The organism is Marinobacter sp. (genome assembly GCF_044799475.1).
Classification (GTDB): Bacteria; Pseudomonadota; Gammaproteobacteria; order Pseudomonadales; family Oleiphilaceae; genus Marinobacter.
Genome location: NZ_CP085217.1, coordinates 467,802 through 483,913, shown reverse-complemented (window position 1 = coordinate 483,913; position 16,112 = coordinate 467,802). Strand labels below are relative to the sequence as shown.

The 16,112-nt window shown below is 60.0% G+C and carries 15 protein-coding genes; 10 read left to right on the top strand and 5 right to left on the bottom strand.

The genetic code is table 11. The features are described from left to right. The first annotated feature begins 199 nt into the window (after nucleotides 1-199). From LG327_RS02195 to slmA, 9 genes are read left to right on the top strand one after another with little or no spacing between them, the layout of a single operon-like run. On the top strand, nucleotides 200-2,596 hold the full coding sequence (locus LG327_RS02195; RefSeq protein WP_404369161.1) for an LPS-assembly protein LptD: 2,397 nt from the start codon (nucleotides 200-202) through the stop codon (nucleotides 2,594-2,596). A gap of 45 nt (nucleotides 2,597-2,641) precedes the next feature. Beyond that, entirely contained in the window at nucleotides 2,642-3,964 is a 1,323-nt protein-coding gene (locus LG327_RS02190; RefSeq protein ID WP_404365272.1) for a peptidylprolyl isomerase, read from the top strand. Next, on the top strand, nucleotides 3,961-4,956 hold the full coding sequence (gene pdxA, locus LG327_RS02185) for a 4-hydroxythreonine-4-phosphate dehydrogenase PdxA (protein ID WP_404365270.1): 996 nt from the start codon (nucleotides 3,961-3,963) through the stop codon (nucleotides 4,954-4,956). Before LG327_RS02190 ends, pdxA begins: the two co-directional genes overlap by 4 nt. Further along, nucleotides 4,953-5,810, top strand: a complete 858-nt coding sequence (rsmA, locus tag LG327_RS02180; protein ID WP_404365268.1) for a 16S rRNA (adenine(1518)-N(6)/adenine(1519)-N(6))-dimethyltransferase RsmA — start codon at nucleotides 4,953-4,955, stop codon at nucleotides 5,808-5,810. Before pdxA ends, rsmA begins: the two co-directional genes overlap by 4 nt. Continuing rightward, nucleotides 5,803-6,603: a symmetrical bis(5'-nucleosyl)-tetraphosphatase gene (locus tag LG327_RS02175; protein ID WP_404365266.1), complete on the top strand. Its 801-nt coding sequence runs from the start codon at nucleotides 5,803-5,805 to the stop codon at nucleotides 6,601-6,603. The genes rsmA and LG327_RS02175 overlap by 8 nt, the downstream gene beginning before the upstream one ends. A gap of 13 nt (nucleotides 6,604-6,616) precedes the next feature. Then, on the top strand, nucleotides 6,617-7,003 hold the full coding sequence (locus LG327_RS02170; protein ID WP_404369158.1) for a DUF423 domain-containing protein: 387 nt from the start codon (nucleotides 6,617-6,619) through the stop codon (nucleotides 7,001-7,003). An 8-nt stretch (nucleotides 7,004-7,011) separates the two neighbouring features. Continuing rightward, nucleotides 7,012-7,212: a sulfur carrier protein ThiS gene (gene thiS / locus LG327_RS02165; protein ID WP_404365265.1), complete on the top strand. Its 201-nt coding sequence runs from the start codon at nucleotides 7,012-7,014 to the stop codon at nucleotides 7,210-7,212. A gap of 57 nt (nucleotides 7,213-7,269) precedes the next feature. Continuing rightward, on the top strand, nucleotides 7,270-8,076 hold the full coding sequence (locus tag LG327_RS02160) for a thiazole synthase (protein WP_404365263.1): 807 nt from the start codon (nucleotides 7,270-7,272) through the stop codon (nucleotides 8,074-8,076). Nucleotides 8,077-8,096: 20 nt separating this feature from the next. Next, on the top strand, nucleotides 8,097-8,705 hold the full coding sequence (slmA, locus tag LG327_RS02155) for a nucleoid occlusion factor SlmA (RefSeq protein WP_404365261.1): 609 nt from the start codon (nucleotides 8,097-8,099) through the stop codon (nucleotides 8,703-8,705). A 309-nt stretch (nucleotides 8,706-9,014) separates the two neighbouring features. On the opposite strand, the gene LG327_RS02150 is transcribed toward slmA, so the two are convergent. Both LG327_RS02150 and LG327_RS02145 read right to left on the bottom strand, forming a co-directional pair. Then, entirely contained in the window at nucleotides 9,015-9,815 is an 801-nt protein-coding gene (locus LG327_RS02150) for an inositol monophosphatase family protein (protein WP_404365260.1), read from the bottom strand. A gap of 47 nt (nucleotides 9,816-9,862) precedes the next feature. Beyond that, complete coding sequence (locus LG327_RS02145; protein ID WP_404365258.1) at nucleotides 9,863-11,158, bottom strand: pyridoxal phosphate-dependent aminotransferase; 1,296 nt, start codon at nucleotides 11,156-11,158, stop codon at nucleotides 9,863-9,865. Nucleotides 11,159-11,384: 226 nt separating this feature from the next. Here LG327_RS02145 and LG327_RS02140 point away from each other — a divergent pair, with 226 nt between their 5' ends. Further along, nucleotides 11,385-12,047, top strand: a complete 663-nt coding sequence (locus tag LG327_RS02140) for a response regulator transcription factor (RefSeq protein ID WP_404365257.1) — start codon at nucleotides 11,385-11,387, stop codon at nucleotides 12,045-12,047. On the opposite strand, the gene LG327_RS02135 is transcribed toward LG327_RS02140, so the two are convergent. The 3 genes from LG327_RS02135 to LG327_RS02125 all read right to left on the bottom strand — a co-directional run bounded on the left by LG327_RS02135 (nucleotide 12,030) and on the right by LG327_RS02125 (nucleotide 16,004). Then, complete coding sequence (locus LG327_RS02135; RefSeq protein WP_404365255.1) at nucleotides 12,030-13,826, bottom strand: ATP-binding protein; 1,797 nt, start codon at nucleotides 13,824-13,826, stop codon at nucleotides 12,030-12,032. The genes LG327_RS02140 and LG327_RS02135 overlap by 18 nt on opposite strands. A 164-nt stretch (nucleotides 13,827-13,990) precedes the next feature. Next, a complete protein-coding gene (locus LG327_RS02130; protein WP_404365253.1) occupies nucleotides 13,991-14,305 on the bottom strand; it encodes a DUF3301 domain-containing protein in 315 nt (104 codons plus the stop codon). 76 nt (nucleotides 14,306-14,381) lie between these two features. After that, nucleotides 14,382-16,004 (bottom strand): methyl-accepting chemotaxis protein, encoded by a 1,623-nt coding sequence (locus LG327_RS02125; RefSeq protein WP_404365251.1) that lies wholly within the window; start codon nucleotides 16,002-16,004, stop codon nucleotides 14,382-14,384. Nucleotides 16,005-16,112 lie beyond the last annotated feature (108 nt).

Here is a 16,112-nt window from a genome sequence, read left to right as displayed (position 1 = left end):
GGGTGATGAGTGAGGAAAGTTAACAGAAGCCCGCAGGCTGGACAATTGCGCTGGATATGGCGGATGGGTTTCCGTTAACAAGGCGGGTTGTGGCGTGTAAACTAGGCGGCCCGACTGCATTCATTTCTCTGGGTGAGCCATCCAGGTCCTGCACGTCGTCCAGCGCACAGCCAGCCACAGGAATTCAGCCAAGGTGCCTATCCGCTTCCCCAACCTGTCCGACTGGTCGCCATCCTCCGGCCGACCCGGAACCTGGTTGCGTGGTGCAGCGCTGGCCTGCGCAGCTTCGGCGGCTCTGGGCTGGGCAGAATTTACACAGGCTGACGAAACACCCACTGCGGCGGAACTTGACTGGCGTCCCCGGGCGGAGCTGCCAGAGGAGGTCAGGAGAACACTGCCGCCATTCTGCGAGGGTGGATATCTGCCTTCCGGCGCTGATGCAGCCGGCGGAGGGCTGGCAGCGCCCGGCCCGGACAGTGATCAGCCAGTGGAAATCAGCAGTGACTACGCCCGCTACGAGATGGACAGCGAACTGCTGCTCACAGGAGATGTTCATCTGCGCCAGGGCCTGTTCAGTGTCAAAACCCGCGAGGCAACCTACGACCAGCAAGCCGGCCGGTTCACTTTAACCGGTCCGATGGTCAGCCGCGGTCGCGGTGTGCTGTTGACCGGCGCGCAGGCGGACTACGACGTTGATGCCGGTAGCCTCGATGTCAATACCGCCAGCTTTCTGCTGCATGAGCAGGAACTGCGTGGTACCGCAGGGCATCTGTCCCGGCCGGCGGCGGACCAGCTGTCAATCCGCCAGGGCTCGCTGACCACCTGTGCGCCCGGCAGCAATGACTGGGCCCTGGTGGCATCGGAAATCCATCTTGATCGGGCCGAAGGCGTGGGCAGAGTCAAAAATCTGCGTCTCGAAGTGAAGGACGTGCCGGTTTTTTACTGGCCATGGGCCAGCTTCCCCATTGACGACCGGCGCAAATCCGGATTTCTTTACCCGGCTTTCGGAACCTCCAATACTGGTAGCGGGGGGTTTCTGGCCGTGCCCTACTATTTCAACCTGGCGCCGCACTACGATGCCACCCTGACGCCTCAGTATATCGGGGGCCGGGGTCTGTTTACCGAGCTTGAGGGGCGTTACCTGAGCCGGTCTGGTGAATCAGTTCTTCAGCTGGGTTATATCGGTAGCGACCAGGACTTCCAGGACGAGTCGGGTGACGACGATGGCGAGCGCTGGGGCCTGAATTTTGAAAGCCAGGCCACATTTACGGAACGCTGGCAGGCTTCTGCCGACTACGCGGTTATCTCGGACAATGACTACCTCTCTGATCTGAACCGCGGACTGGATATCGACAGGGAAACCCATCTTTTCCGTCAGGGAGAGGTGCAGTACCTGGATGACAGGCAGTTCTTTCAGGCCAGCCTGACCGGCTACCAGACTATCACCGACCGGATTGCCGAGCGCGAAAGACCCTATGATCAGCTCCCTGATCTGCGTTACGGCGTGCAACATGAATGGGGCCTGCTCGAGTCCGGTCTTGAATCCCAGTACACCTTCTTCCACCGTGACAATGATGATCTGACCGGTCTGGATCAGGCTAATGGTCATCGATTCCGGGCGCTGCCTGAACTGGCCTTGGGTCTGCGCTCGGTGTGGGGGTACTCAAGACCTTCGGTAACCCTGGATTACACCAGGTACGAGCTTGAGGATTTTTCCGGCGATTCGACCTCCTTCGACCGCACGGTGCCGGTTTTTGAATGGGATAATGGTCTGTTCTTTGATCGTCAGAGCACGCTGTTCGAGGTGCCTTACAGCCAGACCCTCGAACCCAGGCTCTACTACGCCTGGGCTGATGCGGACAGCCAGGATGACATCCCCGATTTTGATTCGGCAGTGCGAACCTTCAGCTTTGATGAGCTTTTTGTGCGCAACCGTTTCAGTGGTGGCGACAGGGTGGGGGACACAAACCGGCTGACGGCGGCCGTGACCAGTCGCTTTAACGACATGAACACCGGAGCCGAACGGGCGGTATTCAGCCTGGGCCAGATTTATTACTACGATGACCGGGAAGTTTCCCTTGCGGGTGAGGGGGCGGACGACCGCGGCGATTCCGAACTTGCCTACGAGGCGGTGCTGCGGCCGCTGGACACCCTGGACCTCCGCACCGATGGGCTCTGGGATCCGCGTGCCAGCGAGACCAGCCAGGCGCGCACCCAGCTGGTGTTTCACTCCGCTGATTACCGGTATCTGGCCAATGTGGGCCACACCTACCGGCGGAAAGAATTCGAGCAGACGGATATCGGTGCGGTTTTTCCTGTCACAGATCGTGTTAGCCTGGTTGGCCGCTGGGTCTATGATGCCCGCAACGATGAGACGGTCGGTTCGCTGGCCGGCATTGAGTACAATGACTGCTGCTGGAGCGTACAGTTGCTCAGCCAGAGCTATCTGACCGAGGACGAAGGTCTTGAGAATCGAGTGCTTTTCCAGATTGAACTCAAGGGACTGGGGGGCGCTGGTGGTGCGTCACGCCGGATTTCCGATGCCATTCCCGGCTTTGAAGAAAGAGAACGTCGCCGCTTTGGTCCTGGCTATTGATGCCGGGAGCGGACGGCTTTTACAGAGGCATTATCTGAGGTGATTATGAAGTTGATCATGGGTTACGGCACACGGGCCGTCATATTCCTGATGGCGCTTTCAGTGGCATCCATGGCGCTGGCAGAGCGCAAGCCACTGGATTCGGTTGTGGCCATTGTTGATGATGATGTGATTCTGCAGTCGCAGCTGGATGCCAGAGTGCGCACAGTTGTCTCCCGTCTCAGGGCCCAGGGCACGAGAATGCCTCCGCGTGAGGTACTTGAAGGAAGGGTGCTTGAGCAGCTGGTCACGGATGCGATCCAGCTTCAGAAGGCGGAGCAGAGGGGCATGCGCATCAGCGATAACGAGCTTAATGAAACCATGCGGAGTATCGCCGCTCGCAACAACATGACCCTGGCCCAGTTCGAGTCCCAGCTGCGGATGGAAGGCCTGACCTATCGGGAAGCGAGGGAGCAGATCCGCCAGGAAATGCTGGTCAGCCGGGTGCAGCAGCGTCACGTGGATAACCGTGTCCGGGTGACCGCCCGCGAGGTGGAAAACTTCATCCAGGCGCAGGAAGGCAGGGCCGGTTCAGGCGTTGAATATCAGCTCGCCCACATTCTGGTGGCGGTCGAAGATTTCAGCGACCCGGCGGAAGTCGCGGCGGCCAAAGAGAAAGCGGAAAGACTGCAGCAGGAAATCCGGGAAGGCCGGGATTTTCGTGAAGTCGCCGTCGCCGAGTCAGATGCCAGCAACGCCCTTGAAGGCGGCGTGCTGGGCTGGCGGCCGGAGAACCAGCTGCCGTCACTGGTTGCCGATGTGATCCCCGCTCTGGAGCCCGGGGAACCGTCCGAGGTGCTGCGAAGCGGAAGCGGTTTCCATATTGCAACGGCGCTCGATCGGCGCGGCGGTGACCAGAAGCTTGTCGAGCAGTCGCGTGTCCGTCACATTCTCGTTCGGCCCACTGAAACAGTATCTGATGACCGCGCAGAGCAAAAGATCAATGAGCTTTACCGGCAACTTGAAGAAGGGGCGGACTTTGCGGAGCTCGCCCGGGAGCACTCAGATGACCCGGTATCCGGTTCTGATGGCGGCAACCTGGGCTGGGTAGGCCGAGGCCAGATGGTGCCCGCGTTTGAGACAGCGATGCTGGAAGCGGGGGTGGGTGAACTCGCCGGGCCGGTCAGATCCCGTTTCGGCTGGCACATCCTTGAGGTGATGGAGCGCAGGGAAAAGGATATTGGTGGCGAACTGAAAGAGACGGAAGCAAGGCAGTCCCTTTATCGCCGGAAGTACGAAGTGGAGCTGCAGAACTGGCTCCGGGAAATCCGCGATGAAGCCTACGTGGAAATCAAGTCAGACGCCGTCGGCAGTGGCGGGTCTTCATGACCCGGCAGGTACTGCTTGCGCTCACCGCAGGTGAGCCTGCCGGCATAGGGCCGGAACTGTGCCTGCAGCTGGCCGCCAGCGAACGTGATGCCGGAATTGTGGTGGTGGCCAGCGAGGCTCTGCTGGAAGCCCGGGCGGCCCATCTTGGTCTGACTGTTGAGCTGCTGCCCTGGCAGCCGGGTGAGCCCGCTGCTACTGGCCCGGGAGAGCTTTCAGTCTGGCCGGTGGCCGGTCTCGCCAGTGATCAGCCGGGACGGCTGGACCCGGCTAACAGCGCCTATGTTCTGGCCAGCCTGGAGGCGGCGGCAAAGGGCTGCCTGGATGGAACCTTTGATGGCATGGTGACTGCGCCGGTCCATAAGGGCGTGATCAATCAGGCCGGTATTGCATTTAGCGGACACACGGAATTCCTTCAGGAGATCTGTGGCGTCGAGCGAGTGGTGATGATGCTGGCCACCGGGGGCCTGAGAGTTGCCCTTGTAACCACGCACCTGCCACTGAAAGATGTCGCCCCGGCCATCACGGCAGAACGAATTACCCAGGTTGCCCGCATTCTGGATCAGGATCTCAGGACTTTCTTCGGCATCGCCAGACCCCGCATTCTGGTTGCAGGCCTGAACCCTCACGCCGGCGAAGGCGGTCACCTCGGACGTGAGGAAACAGACATTATCGAGCCGGCGCTGGACCGGCTGCGGGACGAAGGCCTCACCCTTATTGGGCCTCTGCCTGCGGATACGCTATTTACACCTCACTGGCTGGAGCAGGCGGATGCGGTGCTTGCCATGTACCACGATCAGGGCCTGCCGGTCCTCAAGTACCAGGGCTTTGGCCGGGCGGTGAATATCACCCTTGGGTTGCCCATTGTGCGCACCTCTGTCGACCATGGCACAGCTCTTGATCTGGCAGGAACCGGCCGTGCCGACATCGGCAGCCTCAGGACCGCCATCACAGTGGGCCAGCAGATGGCCCGGAGCCGGAGGGACCGCTCATGAGCCGCGCCCCTGGACACCAGGCCCGCAAACGCTTTGGCCAGAACTTCCTGCAGGACCCGGGAGTGATCGAGCGCATCGTTCGCAGCATCAGCCCCCGTCCGGAGGATGTCATGGTGGAAATCGGTCCCGGCCTGGGTGCCCTGACCGAAGAGATACTGGCGGTAAATCCCAGACTGCAGGTGGTGGAGCTGGACCGGGACCTGATTCCGGTGCTGCGTACAAAGTTCTTTAATTATCCGGACTTCCGTATCCACGAGGGTGACGCTCTCAGCTTTGATTTCCATCAGCTGGTTACCGACCGGCCCCTGCGAATAGTGGGCAACCTTCCCTATAACATTTCCACACCGCTGATTTTCCATCTGCTCAATCAGGCAGACATAATCCAGGACATGCATTTCATGCTGCAGAAGGAAGTGGTGCAGCGTATGGCCGCCGTTCCCGGTGACAACAATTACGGGCGCCTGGGCATCATGACCCAGTACTTCTGCCGGGTTCAGCCCCTGTTTGAAGTGGGCCCCGGAGCCTTCCGGCCCTCGCCGAAGGTGGACTCGGCGATTGTACGGCTGGTGCCGCACCGGACTCTGCCTCATCCGGCCAGAGATCTCGCCACTCTGCAACTGGTCGTGCGAACCGCTTTCAACGCCAGACGCAAAACCCTGCGCAAGGCTCTGGGTGGCCTGATTACGGTGCCGGAACTCAATGCCCTGGACATCGACGACGGCCTGAGGCCGGAGAACCTGACGCTGGCGCAATACGTATCCATTGCTGACGCCATTGTGGAAAGGGGTCCCCTGGATCAACAATCCAGCCCGCAGGCCAGCGACCGCAAGAGCAGTGAGGGAGACCATGACTGATTACGCCATAGGTGACATACAGGGCTGCCACGACGAACTGGTGGAAATGCTCTCGCTCATTGATTTTTCGCCCTCCAGGGACAGACTCTGGGTGGCCGGGGACCTGATTAACCGGGGCCCGGAATCCCTTGCCAGCCTGCGTTATATCGAAAGCCTCGAAAGCTCCGCGGTGGTGGTTCTGGGCAATCATGATCTTCACCTGCTGGCGGTGGCCCTGGGTGGCCACAGGGCCCGGGGCAAGGACACGCTGGATGACATCCTGGCCGCTCCGGACTACGATCGCCTGATCGAATGGCTGCGACAGCAGCCACTCTGCGTCTACGATCCGGATCGACAGCTTCTGATGAGCCATGCCGGCCTGCCTCATATCTGGACTGTGGATGACGCTCTGGCTCACGCAAGAGAAGTGAGCTCCGCTATCATGGGCCCGGAAGCCGGAGAATTTTTCACCCATATGTACGGCAATCAGCCGGCCCGCTGGAGCGAGAGCCTCACGGGCATTGACCGACTGCGGATGATCACCAACTATTTCACCCGTATGCGCTTCATCGCGCCCGATGGAACCCTGGAGCTTGAAACCAAGGAGTCTGCCGGCAGTGCTCCCCCGGGCTTTGCGCCCTGGTTCGACTATCCACGCGGCGACGGTACCAGGATCGTGTTTGGCCACTGGGCCTCACTGGAGGGTAAAACCGGGAGCAGCCAGTTTATTGGTCTGGATACCGGCTGTGTCTGGGGCGGTGCGCTGACAGTGTTAAATCTCGATACCGGAGAAAAGACCCGTTGTGAGTGCTAGTCCTTGCCGGCTGATGCGGTGGCCACTGATTCTGGGGGCCCTGTTTGCCATGCTGGCTGTCATGGCGGGGGCCTTTGGCGCCCATGGTCTGCGGGCCCTGGTCAGTGAGCGGGGCCTTGAAATATTCCAGACCGGGGCCACCTATCAGATGTATCACGCCCTCGGTCTGATCCTGATTGCCCTGCTCGCCGTACTGCCGGTTTCGCGCCGATTACTGGGCCTTGCGGCCGGTTTTTTTACGGCGGGAATCGTCCTGTTCAGCGGTAGTCTTTACCTGCTGGTTCTGACCGAAACACCCTCGCTTGGCGCTGTCACTCCCATTGGGGGAGTGTGTTTCATTGCAGGCTGGGCACTGCTGATTGCAGCCGGCGCACTGGCGTCTCCCTGCCCTACGGAGTGAAGAAAACAATGGAAATCCAGCTGAATGGCGAACCCCTGGAGGTTCCCGACAATGCCACCGTTGCAGACGTTCTGGGGCAGCTCTCAATAACCGGCAGGAGGCTGGCAGTGGAGGTCAATGAGGATATAGTTCCCCGGAGCACTCACGCTGAATTCAGGCTCAGCCCGGGAGACAGGATAGAGGTGGTGCATGCCATTGGCGGCGGCTGACAACTCAGCTGTCACTGGTGCCGGCCCGTAAGCAATTTCAACAATTACAGGTGCAGTATGAACGAATCGTCCAACCCGTTACCGGAAGACAGACCGCTGATCATCGATGGCCGTGAATATTCATCCCGGCTGCTGGTGGGCACCGGCAAATACCGGGACCTGGCCGAGACCCGCGCGGCCATAGAAGCCAGCGGCGCGGAGATAGTAACCGTTGCAGTCCGCCGCACCAACATCGGCCAGAATCCGGACGAGCCCAATCTTCTGGATGTTATTTCGCCGGACAGGTATACCATTCTGCCCAACACTGCCGGTTGTCACACCGCCAGAGACGCGGTGCGCACCTGTAAACTGGCCCGTGAGCTGCTGGATGGCCACAACCTGGTCAAGCTGGAGGTGCTGGCGGAACACAAGACGCTTTATCCCAACATGACTGAAACCCTGATCGCCGCCGAGGAACTGGTGAAGGATGGCTTCAGGGTGATGGTGTACTGCAGCGACGACCCCCTGCTGGCAAAGCGCCTGGAAGAGATGGGCTGCATCGCCATCATGCCACTGGGCGCCCCCATAGGGTCCGGGCTAGGCATCCAGAACCGCTACAACATCCGTCTGATCGTGGAGAACGCCCAGGTGCCGGTGCTGGTGGATGCCGGCGTGGGTACCGCCTCGGATGCCACCATTGCCATGGAGCTGGGGTGTGACGGTGTGCTGATGAACACAGCCATCGCCCAGGCGAAGGACCCGGTCAGGATGGCAAAAGCCATGCGGCTGGGCATTGAAGCCGGCCGGCATTCTTATCTGGCTGGCAGGATGCCGAAAAAGCTCTATGCCAGCGCCTCATCACCATTGGATGGTACTTTTTTCTGATCCAATGGAAGTCCTGTCCCATGAGCCAAGCTGAACCGAGCCGTCGTGACCGCATCCTTCAGGCCCTTGTGGGCCTGCTGGAGACAGACCCGGCTGCCCGCATCACTACCGCGACTCTGGCCCGCGGGGTAGGTGTCACCGAGGCGGCGCTGTATCGCCATTTCCCCAGCAAGCGCAAGATGTTCGAGGCGCTGATTGAATTTGCCGAGGATGCTGTCTTTTCCCGATGTCAGGTGATTCTCCAGGAGCAGGATGCTGCCCGGACCCGGATGCAGCAGCTGGTGCATCTGGTTCTGGTGTTTGCAGAGCGCAATCCAGGGCTCTGTCGGATTCTGACTGGCGATGCCCTGATGGGGGAGGATGAAGGGCTCAGGCGCAGGGCTTCGCAGTTTTTCGAGCGTCTGGAGACCCAGGTCCGGCAGATTCTCAAGGAAGGCGATATCCGAGAGGGCCTCCGGCCCCGCACCAGCGCCGCCCGGGGTGCGGACTGGGTGATGGTGTTTGTGGAAGGACGCATCCACCGGTTTGTACGGTCTTCTTTTGAGCGCCTGCCTACTACCGAATTTGATGAAAGCTGGGGGCTTATGGCTTCCGGGCTTTGGGCTGGTGCTGTTGATACGGGCTCTTAATGCTTTAATGCCCGTGCCTGCTCAGGGCTCGCATTGCCTGCAGAATAAAACGCGGTCGAAGATCAGGACCTGCTTGCCCTTGGGTCTTTAGCGGCCCGCTTGAAGCTCACGAGGTCCTGGCAGGAGGGTTATTCCCAGAGTGTTGGAGGCCAGGGATGGCCGGAAACAAGCTACAGGGACGTACTCGGAGCGTCTCTGGGAATAACCCTCCTGCCAGGGCCGGACTCAAAACCAGAACGGCATTCTCCCTGTTCAGGGTCAGTCCCCACGCCCAGACCCAAAACTAAAACGGCATACCTTTAAACTGCATCACGCCGATGCAGACCTCAAAACCATCCTGATTTCGTCGTAAATAGCCGGCGCAGAAATCAGCAGGTCCTGCCCCCAGAGATCTTCCGGGTGCCCCTCTGGCACTTCCGAAAAATGCCCGGCCCGGGCTCCAGCCTCCAGGGCGATCAGCCGGCCGGCGGCAAAATCCCACGGGCTCACCGACTCGTAATAGATGTCCAGCCGGCCGCAGGCCACCCAGCAGATATCCAGCGCCGCCGAACCAATCCGCCGCAGGTCGCGGCACTTGTGGATCATCGCATCCAGCCGGTTCACCAGTGGTGGCAGCTTGTCCTTGGTGTAAGGGAATCCTGTGGCAAACAGGGAATCCCGCGGCGTAGTGGCCCCGCTGTGTTCAATGGACTCGCCATTCAGTGTGGCTCCTCCGCCCCTCACTGCCCGGAAGGTCTCGTTAACAAAGGGGGCATGCACTACACCCACCTGGACGCGGCCCTTCTCGGCATAGGCGATGGAAACGGCCACCTGATGATGACCGTAGGCGTAGTTAACCGTGCCATCGATGGGGTCAATGATCCACAGAGGGCTGTCCAGATCCTGCGCCTGGGCCCTGTCCGGTTGCGACTCCTCCGACAGGATCCGATGGTCCGGAAACCGCTTTCGGATGGCATCGGTGATCATCTGGTCTGCCATCAGATCGGCGTGGGTGACCAGTTCGGTCTGGTCCTTGTAGTCCGTTCTCAGGGTCGTGTTTTCCCTTTCATGGCGGACCAGATCGCCGGCTTCCCGGGCGAGTTGTTCAGCAAAGTCGGCAATGGTGTGCAAGCAGTGCTCCTTGTTGGGGGCTGGGGTGTTCAAAGCCTGGCGGACTCCTAAAGCTTTATCAGCCAGTCTTCCACTCTGTCCATGGCCAGTTTGAGGCGGGGGCAGGCTTCATCGATAAAGTCGTCATTCAGCTCTTTGTCACTGTAACTGCCTCCTGACAGCGCCAGGGCGCCTGCGCCGTCGAAATCGACAAAGGCCAGCCGGGCGCTCAGCTTGTCCGGCGGAAAGCCAAAATCACTGGCGGGCAGGATGGCCACGCCCGTGTCTTCCAGAAGAGTGTTGCAAAGTGCGGGGCTGGTCTTGATGTCGTGACGCTCCAGGCCCTCCTGGTAGGCCGAGAAATCAGGGAACAGGTAGAAGGCCCCTTCAGGCTTCTGGGTGGGAACGTTCATGTCTGTCAGGCGCCGGTGCAGATACTCTCCCACCACCTTCAGCACGCGTCGGGAGTGATGGAGGTACTCGTCAAGGTCGCTGCCGCCGTCGAAAGCTGCAATGGCTGCATGCTGGATCGGCGCGCTGGTGGCGGTATAGGTTTCGCTGGCGATAATGGCCATGGCGTCCTGCAGGGGGCGCAGCTCAGGTGGAAATATGAACGTGCCCAGCCGCCAGCCACCAGCGCCGGCCCACTTCGAGAGACCGGTGCTGATGATGGTGCCTTCCGGATAGTAACGGGCAATGGATTTGTGTTTTCCTTCGAAGTGCACCTCGCCGTATATCTCATCGGAGAGCAGAATCAGCCGGTACTTGCGGGCCACATTGGCAATGGCAAGTAATTGTTCGTCCGTGTAGGTGCAACCTGTGGGATTGGAAGGGTAATTGAGAATCAGGATCCGTGGTCGCGAGGCGTCGTCCCGGCAGATAATGTCCAGCTCCTCTGCGGTCAGCTGCCAGTTGTTTTCCGCGTGAGTCGGGAGCCAGTGGACGGAACGGCCAATAATGCGTGCCTGGGGCGCGTAGGAAACCCAACTGGGACGGGGAATCAGAAGGTCACCGTAATAGGCCAGCTGAAGGATGAACAGCAGCTCCTTGGAGCCAGGGCCTATAAGCACATCTTCCCAGTCGCATTTCATGCGTTCGCGGCGGTTGATGTAGCCCGCGATCGACTGCCGCAGAGCTTTGAGCCCTTTTACCGGCAGGTAGTCTTTCTCATGAGCATGCTCACGGAGGGCTTCCACCACCCGCTCGGGAACCGGGAAAGGTGACTGCCCCAGCCCCAGTTTGATTATGTCCCTGCCTTCAGAGCGCAGCTGGTTGCTCAGTTCGTTGATGCGCAGGGTTGCCGAGGGCTGTATGCCCCGGACATTCAGGTTGATGGCGTAGCGGTGGTCAGCGTGGATGTTCATATCTCCGGTCCAGGGTTGATCAAGTTGCAGTCAGTATAGAAAACCTGGCGGCGGGGGCGGCAATTTCTGGATAGGTGATTGCCGAGGGCCATGCTGAAAAACCAGGGGTTCTCCTCTTTCGAAAGTGTTAAGTGGCCAAGGTCCTGCGTCTGGTTTTGCGCGTATAGTTGTGGTAACCGCTACAACAAAAACAGTACTGAAAAACAGTGCTCACGCGGAGCAAACCATGGACGCACTTATAACTGATGAGGCGTGGGATACTCGCACGTCTGGCCGGGGTGACAGGCCTCTGTCCCGGGCGCTGATTGTGGATGATCACCCCTTTTTTTCCGATGGTCTGGCGAGCATTCTCACAGCCGAGCAGCTTGTCTGTTCGGTCGGCAAGGTGAGCTCGGTGCCTGCTGCCCTGGATGACCTCAGGACAAATCCCGACACGTCACTGGTGCTTCTGGACCTTACGCTGCAGGGTGAGGCAGGGCTTTCCCTGTTCCGGGGGCTGGACGAGATGGGATTGCCGGTGCCGGTGGTTGTGATTTCCAGCAGGGAGGACGAAACCTCAGTCCGTGCCGCCCGCGCGGCAGGGGCGATGGGCTTCATGCCAAAATCCTCGGGCCGGCGCACTCTCATCCGGATGATCCAGTGCCTCAGGGGCGGTGATCTTTTTTATCCCTCGCTCCAGCTTTCCGGAAGACCGCCGGAACAGCTGACGCCCAGACAGCTGGATGTATTGAGGTTGCTGGCGGATGGCCTACCCAACAAAAGGATCTGTCAGGAGCTTGATCTCACCGAGCACACGGTCAAAACTCACCTGAAAGCAATTTTCTCCCAGCTGGGTGTCCACAATCGCACCGAATGTGTCGCCCAGGCCAGGTCATTTGGCCTGATCTGACCCTCCGCTGCCTCCTGCATCCACCCTGGCCGGGATCAGGGGCTGTCGACGGCTCAGCTGCACTATGGCGGCGCGCAGGCGCATGGGAGAAAGAGGCTTGTGCATGATCCAGAGCTGGCGTTGACGATCATGCCCCTGGGGCAGACTGGTATCGGCGGTCATCAGAACGCCCCCAAGGATCACTGCTTCTTCCGCAAGCCGGTCAAAGAGCATCTGGCCGGTCATGGCCGGCAGATGAACATCACTGATCAGCAGATCCGGTGCCGCCTCCCGGCAACCGGCCAGGGCCTGCTCCGCCGTCCTGAAGCCATCCGCCCTGTAGCCCCATCCAGTCAGTGTCTCGCAGATCCAGTGTCGGGCTTCGTCATGATCCTCCACTACCAGTAACCGGAGATTCTCTCTCGCATGAGTGACCAGAGGAAGCGTGATCGGCCGCCGCAGCGCCGGCGCCTCAGCGGTCGGAAATCTGACCTGGAAACGGCTACCCCGGCCCGGCTCGGACGCCACGCCACAGGTGCCGCCCATCAGCTCCGTAAGCTGGCGGACAATGGCCAGACCAAGGCCAAGACCTGGGTGCGGCTGGGGCTCATGATCCGCCCGGAAAAAGGGCTCAAACACATAAGCCAGGGTTGCGTCATCAATGCCCTTGCCATTGTCTGAAACCTCGAAGCCAACCTGATTGCCGCACTTTTCAGCGCTCACTTCGATGCTGTCGGCACCACTGTGCTCAAGTGCGTTAACCACCAGATTCTGGAGAATCCGATGCAGAAGCTGGGGGTCGGCCATGATGCCGAGCGGTTCTGGCAGGGGCTTCAGGCTCAGCCGTATGCGCCGGTCCGCGGCATCATCAATGCACGTATCGACCAGTTGTGCCAGGGTCCGGCTGACGTCCAGCGCCCGGCATTCAGGGGTAACCATGCCTTCGTGAATGCGTGAGATGTCCAGCACGGATATCAGCAGACTGTTGAAATGTGCCACCGAGGTTTTGAGCCGGGTCACCAGGGCGGACTGGGAGGCTGGCAGGCCTTTTGTCCCCAGGTTTTCCAGAATGAGGCTGATGACATTGAGCGGCTGACGCAGGTCATGGCTGGCCACGGTGATCAGGTGGGATTTCCGGGTGCTTTCCTGCTCGGCTTCACTGCGGGAGAGTTCAAGCATCTGACGGTCGAGGAAATGGGCCCGCTGCCGATATTCGCTGAGCCATGAGCCGACCATGCCGATGATGTTGGCCGTGCCGATGAAGAAGCCGTTGATCATCACTTCCACCAGCGCCAGGCCTGTTGCCAGTTCCATGGTCAGGTACGCCAGGATGATCAGCAGGGAGGCCAGGGACACTGTCCGGAATGGCAGCCCCATGACGAAGTACCCGAACATCAGGATCAGCAGGGTGCCTTCGTAGGGCATGGGGAAGTCGACAAGGCGCGCCAGGCCAATGATGGCGACCACGCTCAGGCCGCCGGCAATATAGGCTGCGGCGTAGAAGAGGTTGAACGTGCTTGCTGACACCGGCCGGTAAGAGAGATAAAGCACCAGTGCAATGACGGGGCAGGTAATGAACGCCCTGACTGATACCGTCTTCCACGCCAGCTCTGGCGGCAGCATGACTATGTCCAGCGCGGCATAGAGCAGCAACAGGGCAAGGGCGCTGGCTGTCACTGGCCGGCAGCGCTCGCGAACCATCTGGTCGCGGTCGCGCTGGTAGGCCTGCTCCATGTCCGGAGCGAACCGGAGGCGCCGGAAACCGGCACTTTTCTGCTGCTTTAACTGGGCAAGGAGCATCGCGATCCTGTGTCCTGGCGGAAGGTCGCAGTTTACCCCCTGGGGTTGGCCGGAAACTGGCTGTGCTGCACATTATCGCAACTGTCCGCTTACTAACGCACAGATTAGTAAGTCAAAGGTGCCGGTAGTGCGTAGTAGACCAGCCAGTTGACCAGAGGGCGACACTAGCCGAAGCGGTGGGGTTCCAGCTCAATCCGTTCTATGTGGCGGCCCAGCATGATCACGCGGCCGATATAGCGTTCTTCGCCGGTGGAGGTGAATTCAAAGAGAAACCGCCGCCAGACACGAAGATTGCCCTGGCGGTCCCGCTTGAACCAGAGGCCGCGAAGAAAGATGGCGTCATCCAGTAACATGACGTCCATTTTCCGGCAGTGATCCCGCGCAGCTGTCAGGACAAAATCGGTGATGGCCTTCGCTTTCCACCAGTACCATGCCAGAAAACCCAGCAGAAAAATCCAGAACAGGGAGGAAAGAGTCAAACGAGGCACCCGTTTTATCGGTTGGCAGGAGGCCCAAGCCTACACCGAACCTGCCATCCGAAGCGAGAGGGCAGGTTCAGGCGCTCGAGCGGCGTCCCGCCCGGTCGTTGGCCGCAGTGCCCCCTCGGGTATTGAGCATGGTCAGGAAGTGGCTGGCCAGCAGGTGAGCCTGATCAACATTGCTGGAAAGCTGCTCTGATTCCTGGCGCGCGCTTTCGCTGGAATTGACCGAGAGATCCCCCAGTTCCAGCAGATTGCGGGCCTGGCGCTCTACCTGAAGGCTGAGGGCGGACTGCTCCTCGGTGGCCCCGGCAACTTCGTGTGAGCAGGCTGCAATGACATCGATATCCGCAAGTGTGGAGTCCAGTGCTGCGGTTGCTTCTGCAGTGACCTGGCGGGCCTCTTCTGATGCTGATACCCCCTGGTTGATGATCTGTACCACCGCTTCGGTCTCTTCCTGGAGGCTGCCAATGATGCCGCCAATTTCCCGCGTTGAATCATGGGTCCTCTGGGCCAGTGCCCGCACTTCGTCGGCGACGACGGCAAAACCACGACCCTGGTCGCCTGCGCGGGCGGCCTCAATCGCCGCATTGAGTGCCAGCAGGTTGGTCTGTTCCGCAATCGAGGTAATGACCTCCAGAACCACTCCGATGGATTCGCTGCGGGAGGAGAGTGCAGCTATCCGGGTGTTGGCCGTGCGCAGTTCACCAGCGAGCACCTCGATGGCGCGGGACATGTCCTTCATTCGCCCATTGCAGGTGGAGGCGGAGCCCTTGACCGCCTCCGAAGCCTCCCAGGTCTGGGTAGTCAGCTCGCTCACCCGGGTGACGCTCTGGCCAAGTTCCTCAAAGGCACGGGTGATGGCATGAATGTCTGACTGCTGATTACGGATGCTGTCGACGGAGCTGGCCAGCCAGTCCATGGCGCGGCTCTTGCTGACCTGCATGCTGCCGGCATTGGTGTGCATCCTGGCCGAAATGGCCCGCAGGATGGAGTCCTTTTTCTGGCTCTCGAATTCCACCCAGGCAGCCTCATCGCGCCTGCCAGTGTAAATCCAGGGCATCGCCGGGTGAATGCCCTCGCGCAGCTTTTGTGTCAGCGCCACCAGGGGCCGGACCAGGATCAGGGCCAGAGTGAATGCAGCCAGCAGGGCTCCCTGAAGCAGGACCTGCTGCCATGCTCCTGCCGCGGACCAGGTGACGGCCCCCGCCACCATGGCGGTAATGCCATAAAGACCTGCAAGTTTTACCGTGAGGGAAGGGCTGCCGGCCAGGTAGCGACGGGGGTTCTGGCTGTTTTCCCAGGCGCTGTAGACTTTCTGTGCGCGTTCGATCTGCTCGTCCGTGGGGCGGGTCCGGACCGACTGGTATTCCACCACACGACCATCCTTGCGGATGGGGGTCACGAAGGCGTCGACCCAGTAATGATCGCCGTTTTTGCAGCGATTCCTGACAATGCCTTTCCAGGAATCACCCCGTTCAATGGTCTGCCAGAGATCCGCGAAGGCGGCTTTGGGCATGTCGGGATGACGGATGATGTTGTGGTATTCCCCGATCAGCTCCTCCCGCGAGTAGCCGGCGACCTCGAGGAAATCATCGTTCACTGCGGTGATCCTGCTGTCCAGGCTGGTGGTGGTGATCAGATGAAGTTCTTTTGAATACTTGCGCTCCTGCTGGGTGACCGGTTCGTTGCGTCGCATAAACATGACCCTGTTGAAGATTCCCGTGATGCTTCAACTGTTGCCTGGGTTCTTCCGTTGGGATGTCCGATTTTTGCAGAATTTGATGCTTTCAGTGCATTTCGCGCA